The sequence below is a fragment of the Streptomyces lycii genome (genome assembly GCF_009735685.1).
GTDB classification, from domain to species: Bacteria; Actinomycetota; Actinomycetes; order Streptomycetales; family Streptomycetaceae; genus Streptomyces; species Streptomyces lycii.
Genome location: NZ_WHPN01000425.1, coordinates 1 through 22,697 on the forward strand (window position 1 = coordinate 1; position 22,697 = coordinate 22,697).

Consider the following 22,697-nt stretch of genomic DNA (forward strand, 5'->3'; position numbering starts at 1 on the left):
GCGCCCGCCGCACCCGCGGCGTCCCGCTGCGCCCTCTTCGCCCGCTCGGCCTGCTCCTGGGCGCCCCGGGACCGCTCCAGCATCCGGCGCAGGGCGGCGGCCTGGACGAGCACGGCCGCGGCGGCGGCGTAGGGGTCACCGGCGGTCTCCCGGCGCAGCCCGGCGAACTCCGGTGACTCCACCAGTGCGGTGACGACCTGGTGGTTGACCAGCCGGGAGGGGTCCATCTCCGCGGGCTCGCGCAGCCGCGGGGCGGCCTTGTAGGCGGCGAGGAAGGCGTCGTGCAGCAGGTCCGTGGTGTGGTCGTGGCGGTCGTTCAGCTCCTCGGCCAGCCCGCGCAGCCGGGCCGACTGCCCGTAGGTGTCGCGCCACGCGATCCGGTCGAACCGGTCCGCGACCACGGCCGTGGTGTGCCGTTCGGGAGCGGCGGCGGACAGGCCCAGCCACTTCCCGGCCCGGCCCGCCAGCTCCTCGAACCCTGCCCGTGTCCCTCCCGTGGGCCCGGGCCCGCCACCGTTCACAGCCGGGCCTGCACCATGCTCGCGTCCATGCCGAGTGCCTCGGTGAGAACGCGGGCGTGGACGGCGCGCTGGCGGACGACCACCCGGTCGATCGCGGCGGTGGAGCGGCCGGCGCCCGCCGCCTCCTCGCGCAGCTTCTCCAGCCGCTTCCCCGCCTTGGCGAGCTTGTTGTGGGCTTCCTTGATCACCCATTCGCTCAGGGCCTCCCGGGACTGCCCGGCCATGGAGTCGAGCTGGGCCTCCAGCTCCCCGATGGCGTCGGCCAGGTCCAGCGCCTCCTTGGCGTCCGGGTTGACCAGTTGCAGCACCTCGCGCTCGACGGCCGGTCGCTCGGCGGGGGAGTCCCACAGCACATGGGTCAGCACCGACAGGTCGGTCTCGGCGACCGCCGGACGGCCGTCCAGGAAGGCGGATGCCTGGAGCAGCCGCACCGACTGCCGCCAGCGGCGGTCGGAGGCGACGAGTTCCCTGCGGCGCAGCGCGGCCCGCAGCGTGCAGACCGCGTCCACGATCACGTCGGGGACGTCCACGGCCGGGACGGCCTCGGTCACGGCGTGCTGCAGCGCGGCCAGCGAGACCGTGGTCCGGACCGGTGCCGCCGGGCGGCTGACGGCGGAGCGGACCAGCGCGGCGAAGTTCGACGGGTCGGCCAGATAGCCGACCTCGATCCGCACCAGCAGCCGGTCGTAGATCGCGGCGGCGTCCTCTCCGCCGGGCAGTTCGTTGCTCGCCGTGATGGCGCCGATGAGCGGGCAGGTGATCGGCCGGCCGCCGCTCTCGGGGTGGTAGATCCGCTCGTTGAGGTAGCCCAGCGTCTCGTTCAGTGCCGCCGTGGAGCACTTGAAGATCTCGTCGATGAAGGCGACGTGTGCGGTGGTGGCGCGGCCCTCGAAGACCTGGCGGTACTCGCCCCGGGCCAGCGCGGCGACGTCGATCGGACCGAACATCCGCGTCGGCGCGGTGAACTTCGACAGCAGGATCTCCCAGTACGCCGCCCCGTCGATCCGGCCCGTGAGTTCCCGGGCCATCTCGGACTTCGCCGTTCCGGGCGGGCCGAGCACCAGCGAGTGCTGCCCGGCCAGCAGCGCCACCACCAGCGTCCGCACCACGTCGGCCCGCTCGTAGAACCGGTCCGACAGCTCGCCGCTGATCGCCCGCAGCCGCCCGGCCGTGTCCTGCGCGTCCTGTGCGCCCATGTGCAACTCCTTGCCCCTGACGCCCCTTCGGGCTCGGCGAGTCGCACCCTATCCCGCCGAAAACACCCGTTCTCGGCCCGGGGAGACGGGAAGCCGCCCTCCCCGGAACGGCCCTGCCCGGAAGGCGGCCCTCCCCGGAACGGCCCTGCCCGGAAGGCGGCCCTCCCGGACCGGACGTGCCCCGAAGACGGCCCCTGCCCGGACCGGACGTGCCAGCAAGACGGCCTTCCCCGGACCGCTGTGCCGGGCCCCGGAGGCAGGGCAGCCCCGGGAAGCGCACCGTCCACCGTCCGGCTGCCCGGAGGCGGGCAGCCGGGTACGCCCGGACGGTCCGGATTCGCCCGGCCGTGTCCGGGTACCCGCGCGCGTGGACAAGGGCGCCGCTCCGGTCCGGGTGCCCCTGTCGTGATCCGTGTACTAGAGTTATCTCGACATCGAGATATCTGCCGAGGGCATGCCGCGGCCGCCTCCGGTAAGGGTTACCTAACTTAGTCCTACCTTAGCGGAAGGGCTGCCGGCCGGAGCGGCAGGATTGCGGTAGTAGCGCACATATGAAGGAGACTGTCGTGTCGGCGAACAGCTTCGACGCCCGCAGCACGCTGCGCGTGGGCGACGAGTCGTACGAGATCTTCCGGCTGGACAAGGTCGAAGGCGCGTCCCGCCTCCCTTACAGCCTGAAGGTGCTCCTGGAGAACCTGCTCCGCACCGAGGACGGCGCGAACATCACCGCCGACCACATCCGCGCGATCGGCGCCTGGGACGCCAGCGCCCAGCCCAGCCAGGAGATCCAGTTCACGCCGGCGCGCGTGATCATGCAGGACTTCACGGGCGTCCCGTGCGTCGTGGACCTGGCGACCATGCGTGAGGCCGTCAAGGAGCTGGGCGGCGACCCGGCGAAGATCAACCCGCTGGCGCCGGCCGAGCTGGTCATCGACCACTCGGTGATCGCCGACAAGTTCGGCACCCCCGACTCGTTCGCCCAGAACGTCGAGCTGGAGTACGGCCGCAACAAGGAGCGCTACCAGTTCCTGCGCTGGGGCCAGACCGCCTTCGACGAGTTCAAGGTCGTCCCGCCCGGCACCGGCATCGTGCACCAGGTCAACATCGAGCACCTGGCCCGTACGGTCATGGTGCGCGGCGGCCAGGCCTACCCGGACACCCTCGTGGGCACCGACTCGCACACCACCATGGTCAACGGCCTCGGCGTGCTCGGCTGGGGCGTCGGCGGCATCGAGGCCGAGGCCGCGATGCTCGGCCAGCCGGTCTCCATGCTCATCCCGCGCGTCGTCGGCTTCAAGCTGACCGGTGAGCTGCCCACCGGCACCACCGCCACCGACCTGGTCCTCACGATCACCGAGATGCTGCGCAAGCACGGCGTCGTCGGCAAGTTCGTGGAGTTCTACGGCGAGGGCGTCTCCGCGGTGCCGCTGGCCAACCGCGCCACGATCGGCAACATGTCGCCGGAGTTCGGCTCCACCGCGGCGATCTTCCCGATCGACCAGGAGACCATCAACTACCTGAAGCTCACCGGCCGCTCCGAGCAGCAGCTCGCGCTGGTCGAGAGTTACGCCAAGGAGCAGGGCCTCTGGCTCGACCCGGCTGCCGAGCCGGACTTCTCCGAGAAGCTGGAGCTCGACCTCGGAACGGTCGTCCCCTCCATCGCCGGCCCCAAGCGCCCGCAGGACCGCATCGTCCTGGCCGACGCCAAGAACCAGTTCTCGCTGGACGTGCGCAACTACGTCGCGTCCGACGGCGACCTGGACGAGGCCGGCAAGGAGTCCTTCCCGGCCTCCGACGCCCCCGCCGTCAGCAACGACGTGCCGGAGAAGAAGGTCAAGGTCACCGCCCCCGACGGCACCGAGTACGAGCTGGACCACGGCGCCGTCACCGTCGCCGCGATCACCTCCTGCACCAACACCTCGAACCCGTACGTGATGGTCGCCGCCGCGCTCGTCGCGAAGAAGGCCGTCGAGAGGGGCCTGACCCGCAAGCCGTGGGTCAAGACCACCCTGGCCCCGGGCTCCAAGGTCGTCATGGACTACTACGACCGCGCCGGGCTCACCCCGTATCTCGACAAGCTGGGCTTCAACCTGGTCGGCTACGGCTGCACCACCTGCATCGGCAACTCCGGCCCGCTGCCGGACGAGGTCTCCAAGGCCGTCAACGAGCACGACCTCGCCGTCGTCTCGGTGCTCTCCGGCAACCGCAACTTCGAGGGCCGGATCAACCCCGACGTCAAGATGAACTACCTGGCGTCCCCGCCGCTGGTCGTCGCGTACGCCATCGCCGGCTCGATGAAGACCGACATCACCACCGAGGCGCTGGGCAGCGACAAGGACGGCCACCCGGTCTTCCTGGCGGACATCTGGCCCTCCGAGCAGGAGGTCGAGGAGGTCGTGGCCTCCGCGATCGGCCAGGAGATGTTCGGCACCAGTTACGCCGACGTCTTCGCGGGCGACGCCCAGTGGCAGGCGCTCCCGATCCCGACCGGCGACACGTTCGAATGGGACAGCGAGTCCACGTACGTCCGCAAGCCCCCGTACTTCGAGGGCATGGGCATGGACCCGGCCCCGGTCGAGGACATCTCCGGCGCCCGCGTGCTGGCCAAGCTGGGCGACTCGGTCACCACCGACCACATCTCCCCGGCCGGTGCGATCAAGGCCGACACCCCGGCCGGCAAGTACCTCACCGAGCACGGCATCGAGCGCCGCGACTTCAACAGCTACGGCTCCCGCCGCGGCAACCACGAGGTCATGATCCGCGGCACCTTCGCCAACATCCGGCTGCGGAACCAGATCGCGCCGGGCACCGAGGGCGGCTACACCCGCGACTTCACCCAGAAGGACGCGCCGGTCTCCTTCATCTACGACGCCTCGCAGAACTACCAGGCCGCCGGCATCCCGCTGGTCGTCCTGGCCGGCAAGGAGTACGGCTCCGGCTCGTCCCGCGACTGGGCGGCCAAGGGCACCGCGCTCCTCGGCGTCAAGGCCGTCATCGCCGAGTCGTACGAGCGCATCCACCGCTCGAACCTCATCGGCATGGGCGTCCTGCCGCTCCAGTTCCCTTCAGGTGACTCGGCGGAGTCCCTCGGCCTGACCGGCGAGGAGGCGTTCTCCATCTCCGGCGTGACGGAGCTGAACGAGGGCGCCGTCCCGAGCACCGTCAAGGTCACCACGGACAGCGGTGTCGAGTTCGACGCGGTCGTCCGCATCGACACCCCCGGCGAGGCGGACTACTACCGCAACGGCGGCATCCTGCAGTACGTGCTGCGCTCGCTGATCCGCAAGTAGTCCGCACCCGGGCGCCCCCCCCGGCCGGTCCGCGAGCCGATCAACCGGCGGACGGCACCGGCCGGCCGGCGATCGGGCGGCACCGGACGCGGCGCGAGCGGCGCGACGAGACCAGACGGCGAAGGGCCGCACCCCCGCGCGGGGGTGCGGCCCTTCGTGCTGCTCGGCTCCGCGCCCGGTGCGCCCCGCGGCCGCCTGCGCGGGCTCCCGGAAGGAACACGGCGACCCCGCGCCCCGGCAACCGCGCGCCCACGACCCCGCGCCCCCGCGCTCCGGCCGTGGGGGCCATCACCCGGGTGGAGCAGGGCGCCCGCCCCCGGGTACGGGTCCCGCCCGCCGGTGCGGTCCGCCCCCGCCGGCCGGCCGTGGACGGGCCCTTGGGCCATCCGGCCCAGGGACTGGGGCGCGAGAGGTCGAGGAGCCGCAGGTGAGCCGCGGAAATGGCGGGCACGGCGCGGCGGTAATTGTCCCAGGTCTCAACTCGGGAAAGACTCTTATGAAAACCTGCATTTGATCTTGCCCATGCGGTGCGAAGTGGACTATACCTGTCGGCGTCCGAGGGGTCGCGCGGCCACTCGTACAACCGGGGGCGAGGGGGCCGGCCGGCGTGTCACAGCGCCGTTGTGCCGGGCACTCACTTCGGTCCCGGCGCGTCATCGGCAAGAAACCCAGCTTCACATGACCGCGGTGGCGGTGCCCTTCGCCTTTGGCGACCCTGCACGGGCGGCCGGCACACCGCCTGAGTCCTACGGAAGAAGGCGAGGACTTGAGCATGGGAACCACCTCCGAGTACGGCCGTCGCGATGTCATCAAGCGGGCGGCGGCGATCGGTCTGATCGCCGTACCGACGATGAGCACTCTCGCCGCCTGCGCCAGTGGTGACGGCGGCGGGGACAACAAGGTCGAAAAAGGCGAGAAGAGCGCCGAGAATCCGCTCGGCGTAAATGCGAGCGCTCCGCTGGACGTCGTCATCTTCGACGGCGGATTCGGCGAGAAGTACGCCAAGGACGCCCAGGCGCTCTACAAGAAGAAATTCCCCGACGCGACCATCAAGCACGCGGCCACCCAGAAGATCCAGTCGGTGCTCCAGCCGCGCTTCAACGGCGGCACCCCGCCGGACCTCATCGACAACTCCGGCGCCGAGCAGATGGACATGGGCGTGCTGGTCGGCAAGAAGCAGCTGACCGACCTCACCCCGCTGCTCGACGCGCCCTCGATCGACGACCCGGACAAGAAGGTCCGCGACACGCTCCGTCCCGGAGTGGTGGAGATGGGCCAGTTCGACGGCGACCCGGTCTGGATCCTCTACTACGCGTACACGGTCTACGGCGTCTGGTACTCCCAGACGGCGCTCGACAAGCTCGACGCGGAATACCCGGAGACCTGGGACGACATGCTCGCCGTCTGCGAGAAGGCGAAGAAGCAGGGCATCGCCGGCTGGACGTACGCGGGCAAGCACCCGTACTACCTGCCCTTCAGCCTCTACCCCTTCATCGCGAAGATCGGGGGCAAGGAGGTCCTCGACTCGATCGACAACCTCGAGCCCAACGCCTGGAAGCACCCGGCGGTCAAGGCCGCCTTCGAGGCGTACTACGAGCTGTTCCGCAAGGGCTACATCCTCAAGGGCACCCCGGGCATGGACCACATCCAGTCCCAGACCGCCTGGAACCAGGGCAAGGCGCTCTTCATCCCCAACGGCTCCTGGGTCGAGAACGAGGCCAAGAAGACCACCCCGGACGACTTCGAGATGCGGGTCTCCGCCCCGTCCGGGCTGGACAGCTCGGACAAGCTGCCCTTCGGGACCCTCTGGGCCTCCGGCGGCGAGCCGTTCATCGTGCCGGCCAAGGCGAAGAACCCGGACGGCGGCATGGAGCAGCTGCGCATCATGCTGAGCGAGCAGTCCTCGAAGAACTTCACCCAGCAGGTGTCGTCGCTGACCTCCTTCGACGGGGGCACCGACGGGCTGACCCTGCCGCCGGGCCTGACCTCGGCCGTGGCGGCGCTGGACAAGGCGGGCGACAACATCGTCAACCCCCGGATCCAGGACTGGTACGTGGCGCTGCAGAAGGAGAAGATCGGCGGTGGCGGCATCGGCGAGATGATGGCCGGCCGGCTCACCCCGGCGGAGGCGATCAAGAAGATCCAGGGGTACGCGGACGCCGCCGCCAAGGACGACTCCATCAAGCACTACAAGCACCAGTGAGCGCGCGTCACCAGCGGCGGCGCCAGCCGCGCCGAGAGCGGGGTCGGTCGACATGAAGCACGGACAGTACCGGTTCATCGCGGGATTCCTGGCCGCCCCCCTGGCGGTCTATGCGGTCTTCGTGCTCTGGCCGTTCGTCCAGTCCATCTACTATTCGTTCACGGACTGGACCGGGCTGAGTCCGGAATTCTCGATGGTCGGCGTCGAGAACTACAGCCGGATGCTGGAGGACGATGTCTTCTGGAAGTCCCTCCAGCACAGCCTGCTGTTCGTGCTGCTGCTGCCGCTGGTGACGATCGGGCTCGCGCTCTTCTTCGCCTTCATGATCAATGTGGGCGGGCGCAGCCGGAAGGGGGCGGCCGTCACCGGGGTGCGCGGCTCCTCCTTCTACAAAATCGTCTATTTCTTTCCGCAGGTGCTCTCGATCGCGATCGTGGCGCTGCTCTTCCAATTCGCCTACAACCCCAACAGCGGCGCGCTGAATTCCGCGCTCAAGGCCGTCGGCCTGGACGGGGTCCAGCCGAACTGGCTGGGGGATCCCGGGCTCGCCCTGTGGTGTGTGATGGCCGTTCTGGTCTGGAGCACCGTCGGATTCTTCGTCGTGCTGTTCTCCGCCGGCATGACGTCGATCCCGAAGGACTTCTACGAGGCCGCCCTGCTGGACGGCGCCAGCCGGGTCACCACCTTTTTCCGGGTGACCCTGCCGCTGCTGTGGGACACCGTCCAGTCCGGCTGGATCTACATGGGGATCCTGGCGCTGGGCGCGGAGTCGTTCGCCGTCGTGCAGATCATGACCGTGGGCCCCGGCGGTCCGGACTACTCCACGACGGTGCTGCCGCTGTACGTGTACATGAAGGCGTTCCGCGACGGCCAGGCGGCCTACGCGACGACGATCGGTGTCGCCCTGCTCGTGGTCACGCTGGCCTTCGCGGCCGTCGTGATGAGGCTGGGCCGGCGCGAGCGGTTGGAGTACTGATGAAGACGACGGACCTGCCGCCCCCCGAGCCCGCCGGGACCGCGGGCACCACCGAGGCCGCCGAGGAGCACTCGGCGGTACGGAAGACCGCGCCCCCGCCGCCGAAGGAACCGGCGAAGGGCAAGGAGGGGAAGACGCTCAACGTCTTCTCCCACGGCATGCTCGTCCTGTGGGCCTTCATGGTCGTGATGCCGCTGCTGTGGGCGGTGATGACGTCCTTCAAGAACGACAAGGACATCTTCACCTCGCCGTGGTCGCTGCCGACCTCGCTCAACTTCGACAACTGGTCGCGCGCCTGGAGCCAGGCGCACATGAGCGACTACTTCCTCAACACCGTGCTGGTGGTGGGCGGATCGCTCATCGGCACCATGCTGCTGGGCTCGATGGCCGCGTACGTCCTGGCCCGCTTCGACTTCCCCGGGAACCGCTTCGTCTACTTCCTCTTCATCGGGGGAATGAGCTTCCCGATCATCCTGGCGCTGGTCCCGCTGTTCTACGTCATGAACAACATGGGCCTGCTGAACACGATGCACGGGCTGATCCTGTCGTACATCGCCTACTCGCTGCCGTTCACCGTCTTCTTCCTCACCGCCTTCTTCCGCACGCTGCCCAGCTCCGTCGCCGAGGCCGCGCTGATCGACGGGGCGTCGCACTCGCGGACCTTCTTCCAGGTCATGCTGCCGATGGCGAAGCCTGGCCTGATCAGCGTCGGCATCTTCAACTTCCTCGGGCAGTGGAACCAGTACATGCTGCCGACGGTGCTCAACACCGACCCGGACAAGAAGGTGCTCTCCCAGGGCCTGGTGCAACTGGCGGTCAGCCAGGGCTACAAGGGCGACTGGTCCGGGCTGTTCGCGGGGCTGGTGATGGCCATGCTGCCGGTGCTCGCGGCCTACATCGTCTTCCAGCGCCAGGTGGTGGCGGGGCTGACGGCGGGGGCGCTGAAGTAGCTCCCTCCTCCCTTCCTTCCCTCTTCCTCCTGCCTGCGCACCCGCGCACCGGCACTCGCGCACCCGCGCACCATCATCCGCGCGCCCGCACCCGCGCACCATCATCCGCGCGCCCGCATCCGCGCGCCCGCGCCCGCCACGGGGCGGTGCCCGGCCCGCCGAGGCCTGGTGCCGCCCCCTGCGCATGCCGTTCGGACGTCTGTACGATGCATGATTTTCCGGACCCGCGTCGGTCGAGGTCTTGACGGGACATGACCCGGCCCGCTGAGCTTAGGGTTCACATGTTGTAGACGCGGAGGTACCGCCGGAGGCGGCCTCGGCGTCCTGCCCTGGCGGAGGGATCAGAGCGTGGTGGAGACACCGGGATCGCAGTCATCGCTGCACCGGGCCAATCTGGAGCGGGTCGTACGGGCCGTACGGCTGGAGGGCTCGCTCACCCAGGCCGAGATCGCCCGGACGACCGGGCTGTCGCCGGCCACGGTCTCCAACATCGTCCGCGAGCTCAAGGACGGCGGCACCGTGCAGGTGACGAACACGTCCGCGGGCGGCCGCCGGGCCCGCAGCGTCTCGCTGAGCGGGGACGCGGGCATCGTCGTCGGGGTCGATTTCGGCCATACCCATCTGCGGGTGGCGATCGGCAACCTCGCGCACCAGGTGCTCGCCGAGGAGGCCGAGCCCATGGACGTCGACGCGTCGGCCGAGCAGGGCTTCGACCGGGCCGAGCAGCTGGTGAAGCGGCTGATCGAGTCCACCGGTCTGTCGGCGGGCAAGGTCATGGGGGTGGGCCTCGGCGTGCCGGGCCCGATCGACGTGGAGACGGGAGCCCTCGGTTCCACCGCGATCCTGCCCGGCTGGACCGGCACGAACCCGCGCGAGGAGCTGGCCGAGCGGCTCGGGGTGGACGTCTCCGTCGACAACGACGCGAACCTCGGCGCCCTGGGCGAGCTGGTCTGGGGCAGCGGCCGCGGGGTGAAGGACCTGGCGTACATCAAGGTCGCCAGCGGTGTCGGCGCGGGCCTGGTCATCAACGGGCAGATCTACCGCGGTCCGGGTGGCACCGCCGGGGAGATCGGGCACATCACGCTCGACGAGTCGGGCCCCGTGTGCCGCTGCGGCAACCGCGGCTGCCTGGAGACCTTCACCGCGGCCGCGCACGTGCTGGGCCTGCTGCGGTCGAGCCACGGCGCCGGCCTGACCATGGAGCGCATGGTGCAGCTGGCCCGCGAGGGCGACCCGGGCTGCCGACGGGTGGTGGCCGATGTGGGGCGGCACATCGGCCGGGGGGTGGCGAACCTGTGTAACCTCCTGAACCCCAGCCGTGTCGTGCTCGGCGGGGACCTGGCGGAGGCCGGGGAGCTGGTCCTGCTGCCGATCCGCGACTCGGTCGCGCGCTACGCCATTCCGAGCGCCGCCCGCCGGCTCTCCGTGGCGCCCGGCGCGCTCGGCGGCCGTGCCGAGGTGCTGGGGGCGCTGGCGCTCGTACTCAATGAAATGGGCGATTCGACACTTCTGGACGGATCGACCGCGTCGAATGCGCCTGCCTTCACTTAGATAACGAATGGCACCGTTGCCATCTCGTTAAGGATTTACTTCTTGACGCCCCGCGTGCGGCCGAGTTGACTTCCAGCCACCTCGGCCGCAAGGACGCGGCCTCGTCAGGGAGGGTTCCAAGCATGAAGAGCACGATGCGCCGAGTCGTCATGGGGACGGCCGCGGTCTCGATGGTCCTGTCCATGGCCGCTTGCGGTGAGGCCGGCGGGGGCAGCGACGAGAGCGACAACAAGACCATCGGTCTGCTGCTGCCGGAGAACAAGACGACGCGGTACGAGTCCTTCGACCGCCCGATGATCGAAAAGAAGATCAAGTCGCTCTGTTCCGAGTGCGAGGTCGCGTACAACAACGCGAGCGAGGACACGGAGACCCAGAAGAAGCAGTTCGACGCCCTGATAACCAAGGGCGTCAAGGTGATCATCCTGGACGCCGTGGACGCCACGGCCACCCGCTCATGGGTCGACGCCGCCGCGGACAAGGGCGTGAAGGTCGTGGCCTACGACCGGCTCGCGGAGGGCGACATCTCCGCGTACGTCAGCTACGACAACGAGAACATCGGCGAACTCCAGGGCAAGGGCCTCGTCGAGGCGCTGGGCGACAAGGCCAAGGACAGCGAAGTCGTCATGATCAACGGCTCGCCGACCGACCCGAACGCCGCCCTCTTCAAGAAGGGCGCCCACTCGGTCCTGGACGGCGCGGTCAAGGACATCGTGTACGAGCAGGACATCCCGGGCTGGCTGGCCGAGGAGGCCAACAAGAAGATGTCCACGGCGATCACGTCGCTGGGCAAGGACGGCTTCGACGCCGTCTACGTGGCCAACGACGGCATGGCGGGCGGCGTGACCACCGCCCTGAAGTCCCGTGGCATCAAGGACGTCGTGGTGAGCGGCCAGGACGGCGAGCTGGCCGGCATCCAGCGCATCGTCGCCGGTTCGCAGACGCTGACGATCTACAAGGCCATCAAGCCGGAGGCGGAGACCACCGCCGAGATCGCGGTGCGGCTGCTGAACGACGAGAAGATCGACGACCTGACGCCGCAGAAGCTCGACAGCAAGAGCAAGAAGGGCGTCCCGTCCCAGCTCTTCAAGGCCAAGATCGTGACCAAGGAGAACATCAAGGACACGATCATCAAGGACGAGGTCTACACCGTGGACCAGATCTGCACCAAGGAGTACGCCAAGGCGTGCAAGGAGGCCGGCCTCCTGTAGGTCTCCGGCCGTCCGGTCCCGGGGGCCGGACGGCCGTACCGCTTGTCCGGTGCCCGCCCCACTTCACACCCCGCTGCCGGGGTGGGCGCCGGACAACCCCCCCGTACACCAAGTTTTTCGCACCCCCTTGACCCCGCGCGCTGACCCCGTGCGGGAAGCTCCGCCCGTCCGGCGGCGAAGGAGATGATTCACGTGTCCGCTACGCCCGTGCTGGCGTTGCGCGGGATCTCCAAGCGGTTCGGCGCCGTCCAGGCGCTCACCGATGTCGAACTGGAGATCCATGCAGGCGAGGTGGTCGCCCTCGTCGGCGACAACGGCGCCGGCAAATCCACCCTGGTGAAGACGATCGCCGGAGTGCACCCGATCGACGAGGGCGCCATCCACTGGGAGGGGCGGCAGGTCGACATCCACCGGCCGCACGACGCCCAGGACCTGGGCATCGCCACCGTCTACCAGGACCTCGCGCTCTGCGACAACCTCGACGTCGTCGCCAACCTGTTCCTCGGCAGCGAGATACGCCGGGCCGGCATCATCGACGAAGTCGCCATGGAGAAGCGCGCCAAGGAGCTGCTGGACACGCTGTCCATCCGCATCCCCAGCGTGCGCATCCCCATCGCCTCGCTCTCCGGCGGCCAGCGCCAGGTCGTGGCCATCGCCCGCGCCCTCGTCGGCGACCCGAAGGTCGTCATCCTCGACGAGCCCACCGCCGCGCTCGGCGTCGAGCAGACGGCCCAGGTGCTCGACCTGGTCGAGCGGCTCCGCGAGCGCGGCCTCGCCGTGATCCTGATCAGCCACAACATGGCCGACGTCAAGGCCGTCGCGGACCGGGTGGCGGTGCTGCGCCTCGGCCGCAACAACGGCGTCTTCCCCGTCCGGACGACGTCCCACGAAGAGATCATCGCCGCCATCACGGGCGCCACGGACAACGCCGTGACCCGTCGCCAGGCACGCACCACGGAGGCAGGACTGTGAGCCACACCGTGCAGAAAGCTTCCTCCGGTGATGCCGCCCCGACCGGGGCCGTCGACCCCCGGCTGCTGGTCCGCGAGCAGGGCTTCAAGGGCTATCTGACCGAGTTCAAGCGGAAGGTCCGCGGCGGTGAGCTGGGCTCGATCCCGGTCGTCGTCGGCCTGATCGTCATCGGCGTCATCTTCCAGTCGCTGGACAGCAGCTTCCTGTCCGCCGGAAGCCTCAGCAACGTCAGCGTCTACATCGCCGGCCAGGGCATCATGGCCGTCGGCATCGTGTTCGTGCTGCTGCTGGGCGAGATCGACCTGTCCATCGGTTCCGTCGCCGGTGTGGGTGCCGCTCTCTGGGCGGTGCTCAGCGTCTCCAACGGCATGGACGACACCCTCGCGGTGGTCCTCGCGATCGCCGCCGGCGCCGCGATCGGCGCCTTCCACGGCTTCTTCTTCGCCAAGATCGGTGTCCCGGCGTTCGTGGTCACCCTGGCCGGCTTCCTCGGCTGGAGCGGGCTGCAGATCTGGATGATGGGCGAGGAAGGCACCATCAACACGCCGAGCGGTGGCATCGTCGAAAACTTGACGAACTACTACTTCTCGGACATCGCGGCCGCCTATGGGCTGGCGACCGTCGGCGTCGCCGCCTTCCTCGGCTCCAGCCTGCTGGACAGCCGCCGGCGCCGGGCCGCGGGGCTGCCCTTCCGCCCGGTCAGCGAGATCGCGCTGCGCACCGGCGTGATCGCGGTGATCGCCTTCGTCTGCGCCTACCAGCTGAACCAGGCCCGCGGCCTGCCGCTCGCCCTGGTGATCTTCCTGGCGGTACTGCTGTTCGCCGACTTCGTGGTGCGCCGCACCACCTACGGCCGGCAGATCTTCGCGGTCGGCGGCAACGCCGAGGCCGCCCGGCGGGCCGGCATCAACGTGGAGAAGATCCGCATCACGGTCTTCGCCATCGCGGGTCTTCTCGCGGCCTTCGGCGGGCTGTTCATCGCCAGCCAGTCCGGCGGCGCCAGCAAGTCCCTGGGCTCCGGCAACGTCCTGATGAACGTGATCGCCGCCGCGGTCATCGGCGGCACCAGCCTCTTCGGCGGCCGCGGCAAGATCTGGTCGGCGCTGCTCGGCATGCTGGTCATCCAGTCGATCCAGCAGGGGCTGAACCTGCTCGGCATGGCCAGCGAGATCCAGTACATGATCACCGGCGTGGTCCTGCTCGCCGCGGTCGTCATCGACTCGGTCTCCCGCAAGACACAGAAGTCCGCCGGACGAACATGACCTGACGACACACCGGTCCCCGTGCCCGGTCCGGCCCACCCGGCCGGACCGGGCACAGGTGCGTCCGGGGAGGCTCACGGGGCACACGGAGAGCCGTACGGCGTGACGGAGATCGCAGCACCCGGGCAGCCGCACCCGTGCCGGAACATTAGACTCGACAAACCGGCAAGTGCTCGACAGCTAGACAGCTACACAGCCATAGGAGGCACAGTGGCGATGGTGCCGCGAGAAGAGGGTCGTCCTGAGGCGGTGGCGGGCGACGGGCGAGGGCTGCTGACCCGCATCGCGGGCCCGCGCGACCTGGACGGGCTCGGTCACGAGCAGCTGGACGCGCTGGCGGGTGAGATCCGGACCTTCCTCGTCGAAGCGGTCTCCAAGACGGGCGGCCACCTCGGGCCCAACCTCGGCGTGGTCGAGCTGACCATCGCCCTCCACCGAGTGTTCCACTCCCCGCAGGACAAGGTGCTCTTCGACACCGGGCACCAGTCCTACGTCCACAAGCTGCTCACCGGGCGGCAGGACTTCAGCAGGCTGCGCGCCAAGGGCGGCATCTCCGGTTACCCCTCCCGCGCCGAGTCCGAGCACGACGTCATCGAGAACAGCCACGCCTCCACGGTGCTGGGCTGGGCCGACGGCCTGGCCAAGGCCAACGAGGTGCGCGGCGCAGGTGACCACGTCGTCGCGGTGATCGGTGACGGGGCGCTGACCGGCGGCATGGCCTGGGAGGCGCTGAACAACATCGCCGCCGCCAAGGACCGCCCGCTGGTCATCGTCGTCAACGACAACGAGCGCTCCTACGCCCCCACGATCGGGGGTCTGGCGAACCACCTCGCGACCCTGCGCACCACCGACGGCTACGAGCGCTTCCTCGCCCGCGGCAAGGACATCCTGGAGCGCACCCCGGTCGTCGGCAGGCCGCTGTACGAGACGCTGCACGGCGCCAAGAAGGGCCTCAAGGACTTCATCGCGCCGCAGGGCATGTTCGAGGACCTCGGCCTGAAGTACGTCGGCCCCATCGACGGGCACGACATCGAGGCCCTGGAGTCCGCCCTGGTGCGGGCGAAGCGCTTCGGCGGCCCCGTCATCGTGCACTGCCTCACCGAGAAGGGCCGCGGCTACAAGCCCGCCGTCCAGGACGAGGCGGACCGGTTCCACGCCGTCCCCGTCATCCACCCGGACACCGGGCTGCCCGTCTCCGCCTCCGGCGCCGACTGGACCTCGGTGTTCGGCGAGGAGATGGTGAAGCTCGGCCACGAGCGGGACGACATCGTCGCCATCACCGCGGCCATGCTCCAGCCGGTCGGCCTGCACAAGTTCGCCAAGGCCTTCCCCGAGCGAGTGTTCGACGTCGGCATCGCCGAGCAGCACGCCGCGGTCTCGGCGGCGGGCCTGGCCACCGGCGGGCTGCACCCGGTCTTCGCGGTGTACGCCACCTTCCTCAACCGCGCCTTCGACCAGTTGCTGATGGACGTCGCGCTGCACCGGTGCGGCGTCACCTTCGTCCTCGACCGGGCCGGGGTCACCGGCTCCGACGGCGCCTCGCACAACGGCATGTGGGACATGTCGATCCTGCAGTGCGTCCCCGACCTGCGGATCGCCGCCCCGCGCGACGCGGACCAGCTCCGCGCCCAGCTCCGGGAGGCCGTCGAGGTGAAGGACGCGCCGACCGTCGTGCGCTACTCCAAGGGCGCGGTCGGCCCGGCGGTGCGCGCCACCGGCCGGATCGGCGGCATGGACGTGCTCCGGGAGCCCGCCGAGCAGGACGGCTCCCGGGACGTGCGGGCGGACGTCCTCCTGGTCTCCGTCGGCGCGCTCGCCCCGATGTGTCTGGAGATCGCCGATCTGCTGGACCGGCAGGGGATCTCCGCGACCGTGGTCGACCCGCGCTGGGTCAAGCCCGTCGACGAGCAGCTGCCGGCGCTCGCCGACCGGCACCGCGTCGTCGTCACCGTGGAGGACAACAGCCGCGCGGGCGGTGTCGGCTCCGCGGTCGCGCAGGCGCTGCGCGACGCGGGCGTGGACGTGCCGCTGCGCGACTTCGGCATCCCGCCGCGCTTCCTCGACCACGCCTCCCGCAAGGAGGTCATGGCGGAGATCGGGCTGACGGCACCGGACATCGCCCGCCAGGTCACCGGGCTGGTCGCCAAGCTCGACGGCCGGTACGACGCCGAGCCCGCCGAGGTCGCGAGCGACTGACCCGTACGGCACACGGCACGGCCCGGGCCGGCCGGACGCTTCCGCGGCGACGCGGTGTGCGTCCGGCCGGCCCAATGCCGTGCGGCCGGGGTTCATTCCCTCGGGTGATTCACGGCATCGCGAGTGTTGTGCGTCACGGTGGGCACGCGCGTGCGTGAACCATGACGCCGGTGAACGAGCGCGCGGAGGTACCCGGTGAGTGACCACAAGACCAGAAGCCGCGGAGCGGGCGGATACTTCCGCACCAAGACGGTCGAGCAGTCCATCCGGGACACCGAGGAGCCGGACCACGCGCTCACCCGCTCCCTCTCCGCCCTCGACCTGACCGTCTTCGGCGTCGGTGTCGTCATCGGCACCGGCATCTTCGTGCTCACCGGCGCCGTCGCCAAGGAGGCCGCGGGCCCCGCGGTCGCCATCTCGTTCGCGGTCGCGGGCCTGGTCTGCGGCCTCGCGGCCCTCTGCTACGCGGAGTTCGCCTCGACGGTGCCGGTCGCCGGATCGGCGTACACCTTCTCGTACGCGTCGCTGGGCGAGCTGCCCGCGTGGATCATCGGCTGGGACCTGGTCCTGGAGATGGCGCTGGGCTGCGCGGTGGTCGCGGTCGGCTGGTCCGGGTACATCCGCTCGCTGCTGGACAACGCGGGCTGGAACCTCCCGCAGGCCCTGTCCGGCACCAGCCAGGAAACCGGTTTCGGCTTCGACCTGCTGGCCTTCCTGCTGGTCCTGGCGCTGACCGCGGTGCTGGTGGCCGGCATGAAGCTGTCCGCGCGCGTCACCTCGGTGGTGGTGGCGATCAAGGTCGGGGTCGTGCTGGTGGTGATCGTCGTCGGCGCCTTCCTGATCAAGGCCGAAAACTACCGGCCGTTCATCCCGCCGGCGGAGGAGACGACGGGCGGCGGCTCGGACATCGGCGCGCCCCTGGTGCAGCTGCTGTTCGGCTACACCCCCTCCACCTTCGGGGTGATGGGCATCTTCACGGCCGCCGCCATCGTCTTCTTCGCCTTCATCGGCTTCGACATCGTCGCCACCGCCGCCGAGGAGACCCGCAACCCGCAGCGGGACCTGCCGCGCGGCATCATCGGCACCCTGATCATCTGCACGGTGCTCTACGTCGCCGTGTCCGCCGTGGTCACCGGCATGCAGAAGTACACGCTGCTGTCCGTGGACGCCCCGCTCGCCGACGCCTTCAAGGAGACCGGGCACCCCTTCTGGGCGGGGCTCATCAGTTTCGGCGCGGCCGTGGGCCTGACCACCGTCTGCATGATCCTGCTGCTGGGCCAGACCCGCGTCTTCTTCGCGATGAGCCGGGACGGGCTGCTGCCCCGGACGTTCTCCAAGGTGCACCCGCACTTCCGCACGCCGTACCGCTCGACGATCCTGCTGGGCGTGGCCGCCGCCGTCATCGCCGGTTTCACCAGCATCTCGGAGCTGGCCGAACTGGTGAACATCGGCACCCTGTTCGCCTTCGTCGTGGTCGCCATCGGCGTCGTCGTCCTCCGCCGCACCCGGCCCGACCTGCCGCGCTCCTTCCGCACCCCGCTGGTGCCGTTCCTCCCGGCCGTCTCGGTGCTCGCCTCGCTCTGGCTGATGCTCAACCTGTCGGGCGAGACCTGGCTGCGGTTCCTGATCTGGATGGCCGCCGGATTCCTGATCTACTTCCTCTACGGGCGCCGGAACAGCCGGATGAGCGCCACCACGGACCGGCTCGACCACTGAGGCACCGCCCCGTATGTCGCCGCCGCCGCGGCGTGCGGGGCCCCTAGGTTGAGGCGCATGCCCGCCGAGCGCCTCCGTCCGCACGCCGTCCTGCCGTTCCCGTACGAGCCCGGGGGCGCCACCGCGCGGAGCCCCTGGCCGAGGCTGCTGCCGCTGCTCGCGGTCCTCGCGGCGGCCACCCGGCTGCCGTCCTTCCTGCGCCCGCTGTGGAACCCGGACGAGGGCTATCTCGCCGTGCAGGCACGGATGCTGGCCGCGGGGGGAGACCTGTACGACACCGTGGTCGACCGCAAGCCGCCGCTGCTGCCCTGGCTCTACCAGGGAGCCTTCGCCCTGTTCGGCGACGACTCGCTGTGGCCGCTGCGGGCGCTGGCCGTGTCGGCCCAGCTCGCCACCGCGGTCCTGCTGGCCTCCCTGGCGCGCCGGCGGTGGGGCGACCGGGCGGCCCGCACGGCTGGCGTGCTGTATCTGCTGGTCTCCATCGGGCTCAACCCCGAGGACGCGCAGGCCGCCGGGTTCGAGCTGTTCATGCTGCCGGCGGTGGTCGCGGCCGTGTGGTGCGCCGACCGCGGCCGGTGGGGGACGGCGGGGCTGATGGTGGCCGGGGCGGCGCTCACCAAGCAGACCGGGGGAGCGGTGCTGCTGCCGGTGCTCTGGCTGCTCTGGCGGAGCGGCGGCGGACTCCCCGGGGCGGCCCGGCTGGCGTGCGGTTTCGCCGTCCCGGTGGGCGCCGCCGCGCTGGCGACCGGCCCGTCCGGCTTCTGGTTCTGGACGGTGGCCGGTTCGGCCGGCTACGCGGCGCCGGGCGGCTCCGGGCTGCACGTCCTGGGGCGGGCGGTCGTCAACGCGCTGCTGCTCGGGGGCGCGTGCGCCGGGGTGCTCGCGCCGGTGGCCGCGCTGCTGCGCCGGGGCGTGCGGCTGCGGGTGCCGGACGTCTGGCTGTGGGCGTTCTCCTCGGCCGCCGCCGTGGCCACCGGCCTGCACTTCTTCGGCCACTACTACCTCCAGCTGGTCCCGCCGCTCGTCCTGCTCGGCACGGCGGCGCTGCACCGGCTGCCGCCCCGCCGGACGCGCGCGGCCGTCCTGTGCTCGGCGGTGTCCTGCTCGGTCTTCCTCGGCTGGGGCCTGCTCGCACCGGACACCGAACTGGAGCACGCCCGGCGGACGGCGGCGCACGCCGCACAGCGCACCGAGCCCGGCGACCGCGTGCTGTTCTGGGGGATACACCCCGAGCAGTACTGGTTCGCCGACCGCCCGCCCGCGACCCGCTTCCTGACCGCGGGACTGCTCACCAACTACAGCGGCGGCCGGGACGGCGGCCGGGTCGGGCGGCACCGGGGAGTGCCGGGCAGCTGGGCCGTACTGCGCGGGGAGCTGGAGCGGGAGCCGCCGGCACTGATCGTCGACGACTCGCGCGGCAAGCCGTACGGGCCTCCGCTGCGGCCGCTCCTGAGGGCCCACCGGTACGAGCGCGCGGGCGCCGTGGACGGCGCGGTGCTCTACACCCGGCCGGGCGGGTGAGCCCCCGGGCGCGCCTCAGCGGCCGGGCCGGGCCGGGGCGGCAGCGGGCCGCGGGGAGGGGCGGCGGCGCTGTGCCGTGCCGGTGTGCAGGGTGTGCCGGTGTGCAGGTGTGTCCCTGTGCCGCGGCGACGTGCCGGGCGCGCTACGCCGGGGGACGGACGGTACGGGGCCCCGCGACCTCGGCGCCCGCCGCTGCGACCCGGCGCCGCAGCTCCCGGTCGGCGGTCACCACCAGGCAGCGGCGGCCCGCGCCGTCGGACTCGACCAGCTCCACGATCCGGTCGTCCCCGCTGCCCGCGGCGGGCTCGACCCGCACCCCGGGCACCGGCTCCACCCCGCGTGCCGCGCCCTCGACCACGAGCACCCATTCCAGCGGCGTCCCGGCGGCCCACGACGGCACCCCGGGCCCGTCCGGCAGCCCCTGCCGCGCGTAACCGGCGAGGCTGTCCCGCAGCCGCTCCGCGGCGCCCTTCCGGTCACGCCACCAGCCGTCGGGGACGGACCCCACGACATTGGCGGCGTCCACGACGATCAGCGCAGGTGTCATGCCCCCAGTGTCCCCTCGCCGGTGCCGCGGCCCGGCGGGCGGCGTGCCGCGGCACGCGGCGCGTCCCCCACCGGGCCGCGGAGAAGCGGAACCGGAGTTTTCCACAGGCCGTACGGCCCCCGGCGGCACTTCCGTAGACTTCCCGGATGACCGCGCTCGAGGACGGCACCGACACCACCAGTACCACCGACACACCCCCCGGCGGCCGACCGCTGGAGGTGCTGCGGCGGGTCTTCGGATACGAATCCTTCCGGGGACCCCAGCAGGAGATCATCGACCATGTGACCGCGGGCGGCGACGCCCTCGTGCTGATGCCGACCGGCGGCGGCAAGTCGCTGTGCTATCAGATCCCCGCGCTGGTGCGGCCGGGCACCGGTGTCGTCGTCTCGCCCCTGATCGCGCTCATGCAGGACCAGGTCGACGCCCTGCGGGCGCTCGGCGTGCGGGCCGGCTTCCTCAACTCCACCCAGGACCCGGACGAGCGCAGGCTCGTCGAGGCGGAGTTCCTGGCCGGTGAGCTGGACCTGCTCTATCTGGCCCCGGAGCGGCTGCGCACGGAGTCGGCGCTGAGCCTCCTCGACCGCGGCCGGGTCTCGCTCTTCGCCATCGACGAGGCGCACTGCGTCGCCCAGTGGGGCCACGACTTCCGCCCCGACTACCTCGCGCTCTCCGCGCTGCACGAGCGCTGGCCCGACGTGCCGCGCATCGCCCTGACCGCCACGGCCACCGAGGCGACGCACAACGAGATCGCGCACCGGCTGAACCTCCGGGACGCCCGGCACTTCGTCGCGAGCTTCGACCGGCCCAACATCCAGTACCGGATCGCTCCCAAGGACGACCCGCGCAAGCAGCTCCTCCATTTGCTGCGGACGGAGCACCCCGGGGACGCGGGCATCGTCTACTGCCTGTCGCGGGCCTCGGTGGAGAAGACCGCGGAGTTCCTGGTCCGCCAGGGCATCGACGCCGTGCCGTACCACGCGGGCCTGGACGCCGGGACGCGGGCGGCGAACCAGTCCCGCTTCCTCCGCGAGGACGGTGTCGTGGTGGTCGCGACCATCGCCTTCGGCATGGGCATCGACAAGCCGGACGTGCGCTTCGTCGCCCATCTCGACCTGCCGAAATCCGTCGAGGGGTATTACCAGGAGACCGGCCGGGCGGGCCGCGACGGGCTGCCCTCCACGGCCTGGCTCGCCTACGGCCTCCAGGACGTCGTCCAGCAGCGCAAGATGATCGAGACGTCCGAGGGCGACGAGGCACACCGCCGGATGCTCTCCGCGCACGTCGACGCGATGCTGGCGCTCTGCGAGACGGTCGAGTGCCGCCGGGTGCACCTCCTGGCGTACTTCGGCGAGAAGAGCGGCCCCTGCGGGAACTGCGACACCTGCCTGACACCCCCGGAGTCCTGGGACGGCACGGTGCCCGCGCAGAAGATCCTGTCCACCGTGGTGCGGCTGGCCCGCGAGCGGCGGCAGAAGTTCGGCGCCGGCCAGATCATCGACATCCTGCTCGGCAAGAAGTCCGCCAAGGTCGTCCAGCACGACCACGACGCACTCTCCGTCTTCGGCATCGGCACCGAGCTGGACGCCGCGGAATGGCGCGGGGTGATCCGCCAGCTGCTCGCGCAGGGCCTGCTGGCGGTCGAGGGCGACTACGGCACCCTGGTGCTCACCGACGACAGCGGTGAGGTGCTCGGCGGCCGGCGCGAGGTGCGGCTGCGCAGGGAGCCGGAGCGCGCCGCCAGGACCGCGGCGGCCCGCAAGGCGAAGCCGGCGGCGCCGGTGGACCTCCCCGCGGAAGTCGTGCCGGTGTTCGAGGAGCTCCGGGCCTGGCGCGCGGCCACCGCCAAGGAGCAGGGCGTCCCGGCGTACGTCATCTTCCACGACGCGACGCTCCGAGCCATCGCCACGGCGGCGCCCACCACCCTCCAGGAACTGGGCACGCTCAACGGCGTCGGCGAGAACAAGCTCAACAAGTACGGCGAGCAGATCCTGACCCTGCTCACGCCCCCCACCGAGTAGCCCGCACCGTACCCATCCCCACCCGGAGGCCACAGCAGGCTGCCGTGGGACCCAACCCGCGCCCCGGGGACCGGTGACGCACCGAAGCACGCGGCGGGCTGCCGTGCAACCACCCCGCCACCCCGGGACCGGTGTCGGACCGGAACGCGCGGCGGGCTGCCGTGGGTCCCGACCCGGGGTACCGGGACCGGGTGACGTACCGGAGCACGCGGCGGGCTGCCGTAGTTCGCCACCCACGGACCCGAGGCCGTGGACGTACCGGAGCACGCGTCACGCTGCCGTGCATCCACCCCCGCCGCCCCGGGACCGGTGTCGGACCGGAGCGCGCGGCGGGCTGCCGTGGTTCTCCACCCGCGACCCCAGAGGCTGCGGACGTACCGGAGCACGCGGCACGCCGCCGTAGTCCGCCATCCACGGACCCGAGGCCGGGGACGGACCGGAGCACGCGTCACGCTGCCGTGCATCCACCCCCGCCACCCCGGGACCGGTGACGTACCGGAGTGCGCGGCGGGCTGCCGTAGTTCGCCACCCACGGACCCGAGGCCGTGGACGTACCGGAGCACGCGTCAC

General features: G+C 70.9%; 14 protein-coding genes and 1 pseudogene. 12 read left to right on the forward strand and 3 right to left on the reverse strand.

The features are described from left to right. Positions 1–521, reverse strand: a pseudogene (locus GCU69_RS30965) (hypothetical protein); the annotation flags it as partial. Beyond that, a complete protein-coding gene (locus GCU69_RS30970) occupies positions 518–1,717 on the reverse strand; it encodes an AAA family ATPase (RefSeq protein ID WP_156207863.1) in 1,200 nt (399 codons plus the stop codon). The gene GCU69_RS30970 and the pseudogene GCU69_RS30965, both read right to left, overlap by 4 nt. 566 nt (positions 1,718–2,283) lie before the next feature. Here GCU69_RS30970 and acnA point away from each other — a divergent pair. From acnA to GCU69_RS31025, 11 genes are all read left to right on the forward strand, one after another. After that, positions 2,284–5,007: an aconitate hydratase AcnA gene (gene acnA / locus GCU69_RS30975; RefSeq protein WP_098754152.1), complete on the forward strand. Its 2,724-nt coding sequence runs from the start codon at positions 2,284–2,286 to the stop codon at positions 5,005–5,007. A 772-nt stretch (positions 5,008–5,779) separates the two neighbouring features. After that, positions 5,780–7,210 (forward strand): N-acetylglucosamine/diacetylchitobiose ABC transporter substrate-binding protein, encoded by a 1,431-nt coding sequence (gene ngcE, locus GCU69_RS30980; RefSeq protein WP_098754142.1) that lies wholly within the window; start codon positions 5,780–5,782, stop codon positions 7,208–7,210. A 52-nt stretch (positions 7,211–7,262) separates the two neighbouring features. Further along, entirely contained in the window at positions 7,263–8,186 is a 924-nt protein-coding gene (locus tag GCU69_RS30985; protein WP_098754143.1) for a carbohydrate ABC transporter permease, read from the forward strand. Then, entirely contained in the window at positions 8,186–9,136 is a 951-nt protein-coding gene (locus GCU69_RS30990; protein ID WP_098754144.1) for a carbohydrate ABC transporter permease, read from the forward strand. Before GCU69_RS30985 ends, GCU69_RS30990 begins: the two co-directional genes overlap by 1 nt. Positions 9,137–9,487: 351 nt before the next feature. Further along, positions 9,488–10,687 (forward strand): ROK family transcriptional regulator, encoded by a 1,200-nt coding sequence (locus GCU69_RS30995; RefSeq protein ID WP_098754153.1) that lies wholly within the window; start codon positions 9,488–9,490, stop codon positions 10,685–10,687. A 122-nt stretch (positions 10,688–10,809) separates the two neighbouring features. Then, positions 10,810–11,895: a substrate-binding domain-containing protein gene (locus tag GCU69_RS31000; protein ID WP_235978818.1), complete on the forward strand. Its 1,086-nt coding sequence runs from the start codon at positions 10,810–10,812 to the stop codon at positions 11,893–11,895. 183 nt (positions 11,896–12,078) lie between these two features. Then, the gene (locus GCU69_RS31005; RefSeq protein ID WP_176604686.1) at positions 12,079–12,867 is read left to right on the forward strand and encodes an ATP-binding cassette domain-containing protein; all 789 of its coding nucleotides are present in this window, start codon (positions 12,079–12,081) and stop codon (positions 12,865–12,867) included. After that, positions 12,864–14,129, forward strand: a complete 1,266-nt coding sequence (locus GCU69_RS31010; protein WP_098754146.1) for a sugar ABC transporter permease — start codon at positions 12,864–12,866, stop codon at positions 14,127–14,129. The genes GCU69_RS31005 and GCU69_RS31010 overlap by 4 nt, the downstream gene beginning before the upstream one ends. 216 nt (positions 14,130–14,345) lie before the next feature. Continuing rightward, positions 14,346–16,325 (forward strand): 1-deoxy-D-xylulose-5-phosphate synthase, encoded by a 1,980-nt coding sequence (gene dxs, locus GCU69_RS31015; RefSeq protein ID WP_156207864.1) that lies wholly within the window; start codon positions 14,346–14,348, stop codon positions 16,323–16,325. 195 nt (positions 16,326–16,520) lie between these two features. Then, on the forward strand, positions 16,521–18,041 hold the full coding sequence (locus GCU69_RS31020) for an amino acid permease (protein ID WP_156207865.1): 1,521 nt from the start codon (positions 16,521–16,523) through the stop codon (positions 18,039–18,041). 57 nt (positions 18,042–18,098) lie between these two features. Next, on the forward strand, positions 18,099–19,562 hold the full coding sequence (locus tag GCU69_RS31025) for an ArnT family glycosyltransferase (RefSeq protein ID WP_098754149.1): 1,464 nt from the start codon (positions 18,099–18,101) through the stop codon (positions 19,560–19,562). Between the two features lie 142 nt (positions 19,563–19,704). On the opposite strand, the gene GCU69_RS31030 is transcribed toward GCU69_RS31025, so the two are convergent. Continuing rightward, positions 19,705–20,109 carry a PIN domain-containing protein gene (locus GCU69_RS31030; protein WP_156207866.1) on the reverse strand — a complete coding sequence of 135 codons (405 nt, stop codon included), beginning with the start codon at positions 20,107–20,109 and terminating at the stop codon, positions 19,705–19,707. Positions 20,110–20,255: 146 nt separating this feature from the next. On the opposite strand from GCU69_RS31030, the gene recQ reads away from it, so the two are divergent. Further along, positions 20,256–22,127, forward strand: coding sequence for a DNA helicase RecQ (gene recQ / locus GCU69_RS31035; protein WP_098754151.1), 1,872 nt, complete (start codon positions 20,256–20,258; stop codon positions 22,125–22,127). The last annotated feature ends 570 nt before the right edge of the window (positions 22,128–22,697 follow it).